Annotated in this window: 8 protein-coding genes and 2 pseudogenes; 7 read left to right on the forward strand and 3 right to left on the reverse strand. The window is 43.6% G+C overall.

What is annotated here, in order from left to right; translation table 11 throughout:
* Positions 1-504, forward strand: a pseudogene (locus PN462_RS03935) (DUF4912 domain-containing protein); the annotation flags it as partial.
* Positions 505-630: 126 nt separating this feature from the next.
* Here the strand turns inward: PN462_RS03935 and PN462_RS03940 are convergent.
* On the reverse strand, positions 631-2,142 hold the full coding sequence (locus PN462_RS03940; RefSeq protein WP_272126665.1) for a UbiD family decarboxylase: 1,512 nt from the start codon (positions 2,140-2,142) through the stop codon (positions 631-633).
* Between the two features lie 536 nt (positions 2,143-2,678).
* Here PN462_RS03940 and PN462_RS03945 point away from each other — a divergent pair.
* From PN462_RS03945 to PN462_RS03970, 6 genes are all read left to right on the forward strand, one after another.
* Positions 2,679-4,988, forward strand: coding sequence for an AAA family ATPase (locus PN462_RS03945; protein WP_272126666.1), 2,310 nt, complete (start codon positions 2,679-2,681; stop codon positions 4,986-4,988).
* Between the two features lie 35 nt (positions 4,989-5,023).
* A complete protein-coding gene (locus PN462_RS03950; RefSeq protein WP_272126667.1) occupies positions 5,024-6,547 on the forward strand; it encodes a DUF2357 domain-containing protein in 1,524 nt (507 codons plus the stop codon).
* Complete coding sequence (locus PN462_RS03955) at positions 6,544-7,938, forward strand: hypothetical protein (RefSeq protein WP_272126668.1); 1,395 nt, start codon at positions 6,544-6,546, stop codon at positions 7,936-7,938. Before PN462_RS03950 ends, PN462_RS03955 begins: the two co-directional genes overlap by 4 nt.
* A complete protein-coding gene (locus tag PN462_RS03960) occupies positions 7,935-9,602 on the forward strand; it encodes a phospholipase D family protein (RefSeq protein ID WP_272126670.1) in 1,668 nt (555 codons plus the stop codon). The genes PN462_RS03955 and PN462_RS03960 overlap by 4 nt, the downstream gene beginning before the upstream one ends.
* A gap of 6 nt (positions 9,603-9,608) precedes the next feature.
* Positions 9,609-11,954 (forward strand): hypothetical protein, encoded by a 2,346-nt coding sequence (locus PN462_RS03965; protein WP_272126671.1) that lies wholly within the window; start codon positions 9,609-9,611, stop codon positions 11,952-11,954.
* A 332-nt stretch (positions 11,955-12,286) separates the two neighbouring features.
* The gene (locus PN462_RS03970; protein ID WP_272126672.1) at positions 12,287-13,816 is read left to right on the forward strand and encodes a YifB family Mg chelatase-like AAA ATPase; all 1,530 of its coding nucleotides are present in this window, start codon (positions 12,287-12,289) and stop codon (positions 13,814-13,816) included.
* A 151-nt stretch (positions 13,817-13,967) separates the two neighbouring features.
* Here the strand turns inward: PN462_RS03970 and PN462_RS03975 are convergent, their stop codons facing one another.
* Both PN462_RS03975 and PN462_RS03980 read right to left on the reverse strand, forming a co-directional pair.
* Positions 13,968-14,546 (reverse strand): TIGR04376 family protein, encoded by a 579-nt coding sequence (locus PN462_RS03975; RefSeq protein WP_272126674.1) that lies wholly within the window; start codon positions 14,544-14,546, stop codon positions 13,968-13,970.
* A 47-nt stretch (positions 14,547-14,593) separates the two neighbouring features.
* Positions 14,594-14,836, reverse strand: a pseudogene (locus PN462_RS03980) (hypothetical protein); the annotation flags it as partial.

Here is a 14,836-nt window from a genome sequence, read left to right on the forward strand (position 1 = left end):
ACCATGTCCGGTGCTGGTATGATGTCCGGAGTGGGTATGATGTCCGGTGCTGGCATGATGTCCGGTTATGGAATGGGAGAAACCACCATGTCCGGTGCTGGTATGATGTCCGGTGCTGGCATGATGTCCGGAGTGGGTATGATGTCCGGTTATGGACTCGGAGAACGCACCATGTCAGGTTATGGAATGTCTGGGGTTGGTTTCTCTGCTTCTGCTCCCCCCATTCGTCCTCGCCAATTCTGGTTAGTTGCTGATGCAGAATTAATTGTCTATGGAGCAACTGAACCCGATGCGAAAGTGACAGTCGGAGGACAACCCATTAAACTGAATCCTGATGGAACATTCCGTTTTCAAATTTCCTTCCAAGATGGGGTGTTAGACTATCCCATCATGGCCGTTGCCGCAGATGGGGAACAGACGCGAGCCATTCATATGCGTTTCAGTCGAGAAACCCCTTCCCGTCACACCAATACCAAGGAAGAAGCCCAGTTAGAGTGGTTTTAGATAAATAATAGTAGCCTTGGGTTTAAACCCAAGGCTAATAGCTGAAACCCGTTGAAAACGGGTTGATATGAAATCCGCTTTTCTCTCCTCTATCTTTGTGTTCTTTGTGTCTTTGGAGTTAACCCCTTAATGGTTAATTTCATAACCAAATAAATTGGGGTCAACTTGAGTCATGTCAATATCATTTAACCCGTATTCTGCCCAGCGTTTATCCACCACAGAGGCAATTTCTGGGTCTGAGTCTAAGACTTCTCCCCAGTCGTGATTGGTTTCTGGGGGAATTTTCGTGGTTGCATCAATGCCCATTCTTCCGCCTAAGCCAATCTTTTCACTGGCAAAATCAAGACTATCAAAGGGGGTATTGGGCAAAATAAAGACATCACGGGAGGGGTCAACTTTGGAACTAATGGCCCAAACTACTTGTCGGGGGTCCCGAATATTAATGTCTTTGTCCACAACAATGACAAATTTGGTATAAGTGAATTGGGGTAAGGCACTCCAAAAGGCTAAAGCGGCGCGTTTGGCTTGGCCGGGATAGGCTTTATCAATGGAGAGGATGGCCGCTTTATAGCTTAATGCTTCCATGGGGAGGAAGAAGTCGGTAATTTCGGAGACTTGTTGGCGGAGAATGGGGGTATAGATGCGGTTGAGGGCAATGGCCATCATTGCTTCTTCTTTGGGGGGCCGACCGCTAAAGGTTGTCAGATAAATGGGGTCTTGGCGATGGGTCATACAGTGGAAGCGAATGAGGGGAGAATCTTCGACTCCTCCGTAATATCCCATGTGGTCGCCGAAGGGCCCGTCGGGTAACATTTCTCCTGGGGTGATGGTCCCTTCTAGGACAAATTCGGAGTCTGCGGGGACTTGTAAGTCGAGGGTTTTACATTGGGCTAAGGGAACGCCTGAACCGCCGTAGAGTCCGGCAAAGAGCCATTCGGAGAGGTCCACGGGGATGGGGGTGGCGGCGGCCATAATGATGAGAGGGTCAACGCCAAGCGCGATCGCAATTTCTAATTTTTTCCCTGCTTCTGCCGCTTTCCGTAAATGTCTCGCTCCCCCACGCACGGACAACCAATGGACGGTCATGGTAGTTTTAGACTGTAATTGGAGACGATACACCCCTACATTAGGAGTCTTGGTTTCAACGTCCTTGGTGATGACTAATCCTAGGGTAATAATTTTCCCCGCATCGTGAGGATAAGGCCGAATGAGGGGTAATTTTGTTAAATCTAACTCCTCCTCCTCGATGACCACCTGTTGACAGGGTGGGAAAAAATCCCGTCCGGGTTTCGCTTTCACCACATCAAACAGTAACTTACCAAAGTCCACCGCTTGGGAGAGTTTTTTGGGGGGTTTGGGTTGTTGCAATGTCCCCAACTTCTTCCCCAACTCCTCTAACTCTTGGGGGGTTTCCCGGTTCATGGCCCAGCATATCCGTTCCACTGTTCCCATCAAGTTCACGGCCACGGGAAAGTCTGACCCTTTCACATTCTCAAATAATAACCCCGGCCCGCCCACTTGCAGCATCCGGTTGGCAATTTCGGCAATTTCCAAGTCTGGGTCAACTTGGGTTTGGATACGTCGTAGTTGTCCCCGGTTTTCGAGGAGTTGAATAAATCCCCGTAAGTCTCTGGCCATAATTTCGTTACAAGGTGGTGTCTCTCGTTATTGTGACGCATTCTAGGGGAGTTTTGCTAGGTGGTTTGGGGAAGACGGTGGAGAAGGGGATGCACTGACTCTGAGGGGGTTAATGGACGCTTCCTCACAGGTGAGAGATTCTTGGACTGAATTCTGTCTTCCTTAAACTGGCTAATTCTAGTCCATTTTGGTCTTACAGAGTTAAGAATTGAGTTTGATGGACTCATTTCGGATTTATAAAGAAATGTAACAAAATGCGTAAAGTATAAGATAATTCAATTTCACTAAAAATGATGTTAAATTGATCTCTTGGTATTCAGTAGAATTATGGAAAAGAGATGCTATCTGATCTCACCAAGCTAGAGAATTCAAAAAAAATAAATTTTTTGTTATATTGAAAGCTGATTATCTATTTTGGGTTAATTTAGAGATTAGAGTGCAGAGTTTGAGGAGCAAACTGAGGATTCTAGGCTGTTTTCTCTATGTTCCCAATGGCTCAATTAATTATTTTGCGGTATCGAAGGTGAATAAATCCTATGGCGCGAAGTCATGCAAATCCGATGTTTTCTTACGTTCCGGCAATTGCTGGGGGAATTGTTGTTGGGGGAATTGCGATCGCATCAGGAGGGACAAAACTTCAAGCGGGAATTGCTGCCTTGGCGACTGGAGTGAGTGGGTATGCGTCAGGTGCGTTAGTGATACAGCAGGTGAGTCAGCAAAACCGATTACTGGAAGTGGAAAATGAGCAACTCCTCCAAGTCAATAATCACCACAAACAACTCTTAGGGGAAAATACGGAGTTACAACAATTACAGCGCAAACGGGAGCTTATTGCCCAGGAAATTGAGAGTTTGTCTGAAGAAGCGGATGACTTGAAGCAAAGAACGGCTCAGATTAAACAAGAAATGCCTAATTTAGAAGAATTAGAGGCACGTCAACGGGACATTACCACTCTGACGACACAAGTTAACGAAAGACAAGGGGAATTAGAAGCGCTCAAAGCTGAAATTCAGGAACGAGAAGCGAAACAAGAACGGTTAAAAGAAGTTACGGTTGAGTTAACTCATAAAGAGAACACAGTCAAGGAGTTAGAGGAAAAAAGACAAACGCTTCATCAGGAAACGGTAGGATTAGAGGAACGACAACGGGAAATTACCACTCTGACGACACAAGTTAACGAAAGACAAGGGGAATTAGAAGCGCTCAAAGCTGAAATTGAGGAGCGAGAAGCGAAACAACAACGGTTAAAAGAAGTTACGGTTGAATTAACTCATAAAGAGAAAATTGTCAAGGAGTTAGAGGAAAAAAGACAAACGCTTCATCAGCAAACCCTAGAGTTAGAAATAGTCCGAAATACTTACGATAAACTGAAGGAGGAGTTGAACAAACTAGAGCAGGATCAGCAAGCGTTAAAGGCAGAAGTGCCAAGGTTAGAGCAAGAGCGCGATCGCATTTTAGCCGACATTCAAAACCACGGAGCGAAAGTGCAAGATGTCAACCGTTTAAGGGAAGAAATTAGTAACCTAGAGGCAGAATTACGCAGTAAAAAAGGAGAATTTAAAGATTTAGAAAATAAACAGGTGCAATTAGAATCAGAATGTTTACTTAAAGAGCAAGACCTTCAAACTAAAAAGAACAAACTCAGAGACTTAGAACAAAAAATTAAACTAGCTAAAGAAGAAATACAAGAAATTGAAAATAGTTCTAAACAAGCTCTTCAATCATTAACAACCGACGTTGACATACGAATCTCCAAAGAGAAAAAACGCACTGGAGACAGTGAAGCAGACTTCTTACAAGGATTTAAAAATTACTTACAAGCGAAAGGACTTGATTTCCCAGAACGGATTGTCAATGCCTTTCATACCTCTTTAAAAGTGCAAGACATTTCCGCATTAGTCATTTTAGCAGGAATTAGCGGCACAGGAAAAAGCGAACTTCCTCAAGCCTATGCAGAATATATTGGCGCACCCTTGGTGATGCTTCCGGTACAACCTCGTTGGGACTCTCCCCAAGATTTACAGGGGTTTTATAATTATATTGAAAAGAAATATAAACCCACCGAATTGATGCGCTATCTCTATCAACATCACCATAATCCTCAATTGCAAGGCCGAATGGTGTTAGTCCTCCTTGATGAAATGAATTTAGCGCGGGTGGAATATTACTTTAGTGACTTTCTTTCAAAATTAGAATCAAGACGAAATAAAGCCACTTATTTAGAATTAGAAGTAGGAAGTTTAAAACTGAATGAAGAACAGCGTAAAGTGATAATTCCCAAAGAGTTTCTCTTTGTGGGGACAATGAATGAGGATGAAACCACTCAATCTCTTTCTGATAAAGTCTTAGATCGTGCCAATGTTTTAACCTTTGGCCGGCCTGAAGAATTGAAACTACGGGGAGAAAAACAGCAAAATTTCTCTTTTCCTCCAGTCTATTTAACTTGGGAAACCTTTGAAAAATGGATTAAAAATCCGACCGAACAAGATGCGGCGACACAACAAATTAAAGACTATGTAAATCGCGCCAATGAGATTATGGAAATGTTAGGCCGTCCTTTTGCTCATCGTGTGTATCAAGCCATTACGAAATATGTGATTAATTATCCTCAAGCAGAGCAAGATGAGCAGATTTTAAAACAAGCGGTTGCAGATCAATTTGGACAGAAACTTTTACCCAAATTACGGGGAGTTATGGTTGAAGATGCGACCGTGCGAGAAGCCTTAGACAAGATGCACAGTTTAATTGCAGAGTTAGGCGATGAAGCCTTAAATAAAGCCTTTGAGCAAGCGCGTCAAGGACAATACGGACAATTCCAATGGAAAGGAATGGTTTATAACAGTTAAGTCAAGATTCCCTAAGTCTTCCTTCACTCAAGGTTATGCTTATTTATCGAACTTTAGCGGACTATATTCATCGTCAACCCCTGTCCTGTCATCCGGATATGACGGTTCAGTTACAGGGAAAAGATCGCCCCTTTCTGGAACTAGAAAAGGGAGAGAAATTACTCACCCCTTACGGCTTTTTAGTGAAGCGGACTGAAAGCCTTTATGAAGTGGGATTTCCTTGGGTGCAAGTTTCCGACTGGGAAACCCATTCTCGTCTCATTCAACACATTAGTTTAGAGATTGAGTCTTGGGGGGGACTCCATTTAGAATTAGCGGATGAAGTCCTCGATGAAACCCAAATTACGAATGATGAAAAAACGGCTCAACGCTTACAAGAGGAATTAGGGAAGGCTTGCGATCGCATGACCGCAGAAACCATTTCCTTATTCGTTGGTTTATTCAACTTCTATCTCAATGCTTACCCCAAAAAGGCGTGTAATTTCATTACCATACCCGATGCGTTTTGTCAAGTGAGCCAAGACGAAGCGCGTCTTCCCCTCGTCTTAACCTTAGAGCGTCATTATGAACTTCGCCATAAATTAGAATTAATTACTTCCAAGCTCCGCACCCAAATGAACCGAACCCGCGAATTAATTCCCTTGGGACGAATTCAAGAAATGGACGCTTATTGTTTACGAGACTATATCCGTCGTCCGGGTCGAAATGCCCTAGAAAAAGCCGGATCAAGACAAGAATTAATGGGCGTAAAACGCTATCAAAATTATAACACCCCAGAAAACCGTTTTTTAAAAGGATTTTGTGAATTACTCCACCTCGATTGCCACGATTATCGAGACCATTATCCCGAAGCAAAAGCCCTCGAAAACACGATTAATCGCTTTCGCCAAGAGCCTACTGTACAAACCATTCCCCATCGCCACACCTTCACCGTAAAACCCAATTATGTCCTCCAACAAAACCCGATTTATCGGAGTTTTTATCAAGCCTATTTAGACTATTTAAAACGCCGAACCGAAAAAGAGAAACTCTGGGGATTTCGTCAGCGTTTACTGGTTGATGTTGGTATTCTTTTATTTACAGCAGCCTTACTCAATCTAGACGGAAGTTATGTCGAACCCCTCGCCCAAACTCCCGTTAAAGATAGCCCCGATTATGGGTGTTATTTAACTGAGTTTCCCAACCATTCCATCACCATTCACTGTATATTACAAACCGCGATTTTAACATTCACCCTTCAAGATAGTCCTAACCCAACTCAAGGGGACTTTCAACTACATATTAGTCTGCAACATTGGAATCAAACCGACTCCCCAAAAGCGGAAACTTGGCCAATTTGGGTCTTTTGGTATAAACCCACAGCAGACATTATTAACGGGTTGGAGAATTATCCCTCAAATACTCACGCCATTTATCTCTATTTGTATGACACAGATGACCCCACCCCCGACGAGCAGCGACTCTTGCACCTTCCTCACCCCATTAAAGAAGACTTAGATACCGGAGTGCGTCTCTTGTCTGAAACCATTTGTCAACGCTTAGGGGGGGGGTTGGGATGAATTTACCCTTAAACGCTATTACCGACTTACTAGAGGGACAATATGGGGGAGTCTTACCGCGTACCGACTTAAACTTACCCACTGCCACCACGTCCTTTCCCTTTCGACCCCAACAACGCCAAGGGTTAGAATTAGCCTTGAGTAATAGTCCTATTGCTGCGATCGCTGGACTACCGGGAAGTGGTAAAACGGAAATTGCCTTGGCGGCTCTAGAAACTGCGATCGCGCAACACCGTTCCAGCTTAGTCATTACCCCCTCTCCCTCCCGTCTCCATCGTTATACACAAGCTCCCCTCTCCTTACCCCCCCTCACCCTCAGCGACTCCTCCACCCCCAACGCTGAACCCCGTGAAAGAGTCAAAACCTGGCTACAACAGCAACTAACCCCGGCCTCCTTAACCTTTTTACCCCTGCATCAATTCCGAGATGCAATATTTGAAGATCAACGGGTGCAAGGAAAGCGTCACTATTGGCTCAATTTACTCCAGTCAGAAGACCAAAACTCCCTTCTCGCTGCTATTGAAGCAGAATTTCCCGAACTCAGTCCCCCCCGTCAGCAACTCCTCTCCTTCAAACTCCGACAAAACCAACCCCTACTCGCACAACGAGAACGCTTGAGCGAAGCCTACGCCACCCTCTCCGATCATGCCATAACCACCCTCGCCGACACCACCCTAAATACCGCCAAAATCCCCCATCTGTGTCTCCCCCAACAACTGTCCCGCTTTGCTCGTCGTACCTTTGATTTAGTCATCGTTGCAGACAGTCACCACCTAACCCCCCACCAATTAAAAACCATTGCGGCCTCAGCCCGAAAATTAGTCCTCTTGGGAGAAGTGGCCGACCCGAAAACCCCCTTTAGTCAAATTTTTAACCGCATATTTCCCGCTTATCGACTGGAATTAGAGGACAATTATCGTTTACATCCAGAGTTAGCCAATTCTCTCTTTCCCTTGTTATACGAACGTCGTCCCTATACTCCCCTCCTGCATACATCTTTCTCTGTCTCTCCCCGTTTAATTTGGCATCATATCGTCAGTCACGAGCAGTTAGAAACCACCTTAGAAACACTGCTCCCCCAGGAGGAGGAAACCCCCTCTCTGTTGACTTTTTCTACGGCCTTGCAAACTCGCTTGCAAACTCGTTTCCCCACCCTAGATATTAGAACCAGTGAGGAATGGTACGGCCAAGAATGCCAAACCTTGTGGATTATTAATCAAGACTATCAACCCACCTGGGGAGAACTGTGTTCTAGTTTAACCCGTGCGCGGGAGCGTATTGGGATTTTTGGCGATAGTCAGCAAGGGAGACAGTCTGTATTTGCTCCCCTCTGGAATAAGCAAGTCTTTTCTGAAATGCGCGAAATTGTCTTAGAGGAGGAAAAACCATGAAAATTATTTACGAAATCACGGGACAATATGAACGTCTGGATGCAGAGGGAAAGCAGCGTCCCCACACCTCTTTAGACACCTTACTTGCAGAAATTCACCGAACCGCTACTGGGATGAATTGTTACCAGTTGCAACGGGTGCAACAATCCTTTGGCCTGTCTTTTTTACCCTCCCAGACTGTACCCCATCTCATCCAACAGCAGCAGGGAGAGTCCCCCTTACTCACCAATACCCACCTCTCCCCCCGTAAAGACTCTCCTCCCTCTCCTTCCCCGTCTCACTATCAATTTACCAGTCCAGATTTAGACCCCATTCCTTTAGAGGAGGATGACCCACAAATTCCCCATCCCATGAGTAATTCTTGTTCGGGGATTTATCGGTTGACTGTCTTGGAGCAACTGGCCACAACTGATCCGCTTTTCCCGATTTATGAACAGGCCAAAAATGCAGTACAAGGGTTATTAACAGAGCATCCTCTAGAGGTTCTCCAACAAGCGTTATCTAGTCCCAACCCCGAAGAATTTGCCGTTCCTCTCCCAGATTATCATTGTACCGCTTGGTTGCGGGCTGAGGAACTGCCAGGACTGTTACAAGAGGCATTACAGGGGTTAACCCATGAACAGTTTACTCTGTCTGAGGAAGCGCGATCGCTCGTGCAGAGTTATCGACAAGTAACTCCCGATTCTCTGCCATCTTGGGAGCAGATTCCCTCTTTGTCTCCTCTGTCGGATATCCCCCCCAGTCAAGAATTATGTTTGGGGAGAGGGGTGCATCAGGAACGGTTACAGGGATTAATTGAGGATGCAGAGCAGTTTCTGTTGATTTGTAGTTATCGTCTTGAAGATGAGGGAATTGTTGCGGCCATTGCTCGGAAAGCAAGGGAGATTCCAGTTTGGATTTTGACGAATTTTAATAGTGAGGTGCAAGATCGGGTGGATGCGTATTATGAGGCCGTCAGGGAGGTTGAACCGGAGTATTTGAATTCTGATCGTCATAAGAAAGAATGTTTGCGATCGCTCCTTAAAGCCAATATTCCCTTTCGCAGTGGGGACATCCACCTCAAAACTTATCTCAGCGAAAAAACCGCCTATTTGGGGTCTTGTAACCTCACTGGAGGCAGTTTAAACCGTAACCCAGAAGCCGGAATATTCTGGCAAAATACCCCAGAACATCAATACTTACTGAACTTCTTTCAACAATTATGGCACAAGAAAGCCAAAGCACAATTTATCCCCACCTCCACCGGAACAGGATTCCAAAGCAAAAGTTTAAACTTTCAAGCACGACATCTTTCTACTGACGCAGGATTTCTCAATGGGTTTGAATATTCTAAAGACTTAACCCAATCCTTACAAGAGTTTAGCCATCATCCCCAAGGAGAAATCTGGATTTATACCCGTAATTTGAATCCCACTCCTCAGCAAATTAACTTGTTAAAAAATCTTCCGACCCAAATTTTTTATGGACAATGGAACAATAGTCCCTTGCAGGCTAACAGAATTCCTTATCTTCATGGCAAAATAACCATTATTGGAGATAAAGTTGCTTATCTCAGTTCCCAAGATTTGGCCTTTAGTCATCGGTCTTCAATTGACTTAACCTTAAAAATCACCAACCCTCAAACCATTCAAAACATTAAACACAACTTGCATCAACTTCATTAAAACACCATGACTCAACTCATTAACCTAGAATCCTATCTCAACTGTTATCAATATGCGGCCTTGTTTAGAGAGGACGCTAAAACGCTCACTCCGCCCTCCAAAAAGAATGTTTTACCTCTTGCCTACCAAGACTTTTGTAAACGTTATAGTGAGCAAAAAATTTCCCCCTTTCCCGTCATTCTGTCTCAACAACCCAACCAACTTACTCCCCGTCATCAACCCCTTCCTAAGTCCCCATTAGGATTAACATTAGAGGATGAGCAAAATGAGCAAATTTTCATTGTTCGAGAATCTAATACATTTGCACTGCGCTCCTTACAATCTCGCTATCTTTTCACCAATGTTTATTACTATTGGAAGTATGCCTCACAACTCCAAGAATTAGCTCAATCTGAAAAACCCCTTGTTATTTATAATCTCAACTGTTTTACCCCACCACAAATTATTCCGCTCACCTTTGAAGCTCGTCCCCATGCACCCTATCTTATCCCCATTATTGACCTCAGAAATATCAACAATTTAGAGTTAAATTTATCCCTCTCTTATGAAGTAATTTATGATAAAATATGCTTTGATTTGGCTAACTTAATCAGAAGCAAAATTTCTCTAGAAGCAAGTCCTAAAACTGTTGCCGATTATTTAAAAAATATCAACTTCTTTAATTATATTCCCCAACACTATAACCATCAAACCTTTTCCTTAATCATAAAACTCGATAATACCTTTTATACTTGCCCCTTAACACTGCAAGAAATTCAGCAAATTACTGAAAAAAACTTACCCCTAGACCAACTTAACCAGATCGCTTATCAATATAGTCATTATAACTTTGTTTTCCTCAGTCCCTATAATAATTTCCCCAGAATTAAGCAACATTTAAATAATTTGCTCTTACCCCAAATATCTCACAACGAATTCCCCAAAATTTGGCAACACAAACAAAAAAATTCCTTTCCTTTGTATGGACAACATTTAGACCAAATTAGCTTTTTTGTCAAGCGAAATAACCAAACCATAGAAATTAGTCTTCCTTCAGAAATTTGCTACGAAGGAGAACAAGAAAAAGTCCTCTATGCTCAATATCGAGATTCTCAACAGCAACTCCAAGAAACCTTCTCCATCAGTACCTCTTTTGTTGAACTTCCATTTACCATCAATGGTGAACCTTTTCAGGAAGAAGAAATCGAACAAATTTATAAAATAGAAAACCCTTATTTTGAAGAAACCCCTAACTTAGATATTAAAATTCGCTTCCGGTTACAACCCGGTTTAATGCCAAAATTAGAAGTTTTAGACCAAAAGAATCGAATTTTAAATTCTAGTTTGGTAGATAAAGTAGAACAACAACTAGGGTTTATTCCTATCCAAACGATTCAAGAATTTAGAACCAAGAAATCTCAAGAAGTTTTAGAAAAACTACAAGACCCGCAAAACCCATTAAAAAAAGAGTTTGTGCAGAGTTTAAAGCAACTTTCTCAGTTTCTTAAACAAGTATTAGAAAGTCACTCAATAACTTTAAAAAATTTAGAAAAAATTAATGAATACAGGACAGAAGTGAGAAAAGTTCTAACTATTAAAAAATCTGATCAATTTATGATACTACAACCATCGTCTTATTCTTTAGGTTCAGTAACTCAAGACATCATTCAATTATTTCAGCAAATTCAAGAAAAAAGTAATCGACAACTCAGGATAAACGATAAGTTAACTAACGACAAAAAAATTAAACTTCAATTGTTTAAAAACAAGAAAATCAATTCATATCTTGATGGCCTTTTTCTTTTATTAGGAAAAAGTTATGCTTTAACACATTCAAGTGATCTAACTTTTTTCTTTGACAATCAGGAAATAAACTTATTATCTTCTCAAACTTACTGGCAAAATTTAGCGAGAATGTCATCTTCTTCAGATAAAAAGAAGCAATATTTTAATAACTTTGATCAACCCAATTTTCAATGTTATCTTAATTCAGATTATATGTGGGGATATGCTCGTATTTTAATGTGGTATCTTAATTTCCAAGATGATCGAAACTGCCTAGATTATCAAAGACATTTTCACTTATTAATAAAAAACTCTCTCCAAACTTCCGATGATAAGTATTTACAAGATGCTTTATTTGCTTTAATTTATCTTATAACTTTTCGGGAGATCGATAAGGATTTTGTCAAAATTGGTTCAGAGGATTATCATTTAGCCAAAGAGTTATGTAAGCAGTTGAAAGATAAGCCTATTTATTCAAAAAAAGCTAATTTGGGTGGAACTGCTTTAAATTTAAATGAATGTTTTCAAAATCTTTTAGATGGTAAAGCTACAGAAGAGCAGGTAAAAATGATGATTGAAATTGATTAAAATAATCCTTAATTTCTGTCCTTATTTCACTATTTCAAAGTAACCCTAATAAACCTTCAAGTAAAGATTCAGGTAATTTTCCCTTAATTAACCTTGGGTTTAAACCCAAGGCTTATAGCTTAAACCCGTTTTTAACGGGTTTAGTGAGTAAAGAGACAATTAAAATTCAGTAAATATTCAGTCGTTATTGGGACTTTTAGCGAGCAAGATGTTCCCACTACTAAGTTGATAGGATTGAGGAGTGACAGTGGTTTTCATGCCCTTGTCACATTTTTACTTCCCCATCTTGCCAAACTGCTCTAAAATAGGAACGTCGTTGTCCAAAAAGAACAATGCTCGCTCGCGTCTGGAGTGCATCTATCGTCGGAATTGACGCAGTAAAAGTTGGGGTAGAGGTGGATGTATCGGGAGGACTGCCGAAAATTATTTTGGTGGGTTTACCGGATACTGCCGTGCAAGAATCCCGTGAACGGGTGAAAGCGGCCATCAAAAATGCCGGGTTTGCTTTCCCCATGCGGAAAATTGTGCTGAATTTAACTCCGGCAGATTTACGCAAAGAGGGCCCCAGTTTTGATTTACCCATTAGTGTGGGGGTTCTGGCGGCTTCTGAGCAAGTGGATGCCCAGATGTTGGGGGATTATATGTTTTTGGGGGAAGTGTCTCTAGATGGCAGTTTGCGCCCCATTGCGGGGATTCTTCCTATTGCGGCGACGGCGAAACGGTTGGGGATTACGGGGTTAGTTGTGCCAGAGGATAATGCGGCAGAAGCGGCGGTGGTGGAGGGGTTGGCGGTGTATGGGTTTAAGCATTTATCTCAGGTGGCGAGTTTTCTTAATCAACCGCAACAATTTCAACCTGTGGCCTTTGATGCGAAGGCGGAGTTAGCCCAATCGTTTGCACATATCCCCGATCTCTGCGATGTGAAGGGGCAAAATCATGCTCGGCGGGCGTTGGAGATTGCGGCGGCGGGGGGGCATAATTTGATTTTTGTGGGGCCGCCGGGGAGTGGGAAAACGATGTTGGCGCGGCGGCTGCCGGGGATTTTGCCGATGCTGTCGTTTTCGGAGGCGTTGGAGGTGTCACAAATTCATTCGGTGGCGGGGTTTTTGAAGGATCGGGGGACGTTGATTAAGGCGCGTCCGTTTCGTAGTCCTCATCATTCGGCTTCGGGCCCGTCGTTGGTGGGAGGTGGGAGTATTCCTAAACCGGGGGAGATTTCTTTGGCCCATCGGGGGATTTTGTTTTTGGATGAGTTGACGGAGTTTAAGCGCAATGTGTTGGAGTTTCTCCGCCAACCCTTGGAGGATGGCTTTGTGAGTATTTCTCGGACGCGCCAATCGGTGGTGTTTCCGGCTCAGTTTACGTTGGTGGCGAGTACCAATCCTTGTCCTTGTGGGTATTATGGGGATTCGCTGCAACAATGTACTTGTACGCCTCGACAACGGGAGCAGTATTGGGCGAAGTTGTCGGGCCCGTTGATGGATCGCATTGATTTACAGGTGGCGGTGAATCGTTTGAAACCGGAGGAGATGACGCAACAGGCGACGGGAGAGAAGTCCCAGGCGGTGCGGGGGCGGGTGGAGAGTGCGCGCGATCGCACCCTCCATCGTTTCCGAAACACCCCCCAGATTCACTGTAATGCAGAGATGACGAGCCGTGATCTGCGTCAGTTTTGCCAGTTGGATCAAACCAGTCGCACGCTTTTAGAAACGGCGATTCGTAAGTTAGGTTTATCCGCCCGGGCGATGGATCGGATTTTAAAGGTGGCGCGGACTATTGCCGATTTAGCGGGAGCAGAGCAGATCAAGTCTCCTCACATTGCCGAGGCCATTCAATACCGCACCATTGATCGGATGCAGTGATTTTGATTCTGCTGGTTGGATTTGTTCAGTTTATTCTAAGCCCTTTAGAGCTTACCAAAAAACGAAGTTGAAAGCCCACCCCTTCCCACGAGTGGGATGAAAACGAGCAGAAGGGGGATTCATCGCCCCTAAACATGATATAGGGAGGATGTCAATTCCCCATATCTCGCTTCATCTGTTCCAACTCGTCATCCATTTCCCACTTACGAAACTTATCCTCTAAGGGATCAACTCCCGGTTGGGGACGTTGATAGGAGGAGGCTTGATTCCATCCCGATGTATAACTTGATGTTGCCTTTTGTTGGGCCGTTTGAGTTCTGGCCGTTGCGGCCTTGGCTTGCACTTCCTTGCGCTTTTGTTGCGTTTGCTTATAGAGTTGCTTGGCCTGCTCGATATTTTGCTTTGTCCCCTCCATCTGGCCCCATTTTTGGTTGCCTTGCCGCAACAAGGCCGCTTCTCGTTCTTGGGCGGCTTCGGCTAACCTGTGTTCCCCCGCAGCTTGGGCTTTTTGGATGCGACTATGCCACCGTTTAATGTCTTCAGCAATGTTGAGAATTTCCTGTTGTAAGGTCTCTTGCTGTCGCTGTAAGTCGGCAATAAGGCGTAAGGTATCTTCCTCTTGTTCCCGCAATTGTTCTTCAAGGGCTTGCAACTCTAGATGAGGATTATTTTTTAAAAACTCATCAAGACGTTGCTCTAAAAACCGATTAACATCATCAAATAAACCCATAGTTTTGTTGTTTTGAATTCATCATTGAACAAGCCCAAAAAATACCTTTAAAAGTCTTGTCCCACCACCACCGAACGAACTTCGCCATTGCGCCGAATGACGGCACTTTGATTTTCGACGGTGACTAAAGTCCACCCACTTTCTCCGATGACTTCACCGACTCCATACCGTTGGGTGGTATTTTCAATCTTAAACAGTGCCACGGAATTTGGCCCAGATTCTAAAACCCCTACTAATTGATAGCCAAAATTGAGGTCTGGAGGGGTGGAAGGGGTGGGACTGGCTTCGGG

This window comes from Spirulina sp. CS-785/01 (assembly GCF_028330525.1).
GTDB lineage: Bacteria > Cyanobacteriota > Cyanobacteriia > Cyanobacteriales > Spirulinaceae > JAQMSD01.

Coding starts and splice junctions, on each gene's coding strand:
- PN462_RS03940 (WP_272126665.1), bottom strand. CDS start 2,142: ATGGCCAGAGACTTACGGGGATTTATTCAACTCCTCGAAAACCGGGGA.
- PN462_RS03945 (WP_272126666.1), top strand. CDS start 2,679: ATGGCGCGAAGTCATGCAAATCCGATGTTTTCTTACGTTCCGGCAATT.
- PN462_RS03950 (WP_272126667.1), top strand. CDS start 5,024: ATGCTTATTTATCGAACTTTAGCGGACTATATTCATCGTCAACCCCTG.
- PN462_RS03955 (WP_272126668.1), top strand. CDS start 6,544: ATGAATTTACCCTTAAACGCTATTACCGACTTACTAGAGGGACAATAT.
- PN462_RS03960 (WP_272126670.1), top strand. CDS start 7,935: ATGAAAATTATTTACGAAATCACGGGACAATATGAACGTCTGGATGCA.
- PN462_RS03965 (WP_272126671.1), top strand. CDS start 9,609: ATGACTCAACTCATTAACCTAGAATCCTATCTCAACTGTTATCAATAT.
- PN462_RS03970 (WP_272126672.1), top strand. CDS start 12,287: ATGCTCGCTCGCGTCTGGAGTGCATCTATCGTCGGAATTGACGCAGTA.
- PN462_RS03975 (WP_272126674.1), bottom strand. CDS start 14,546: ATGGGTTTATTTGATGATGTTAATCGGTTTTTAGAGCAACGTCTTGAT.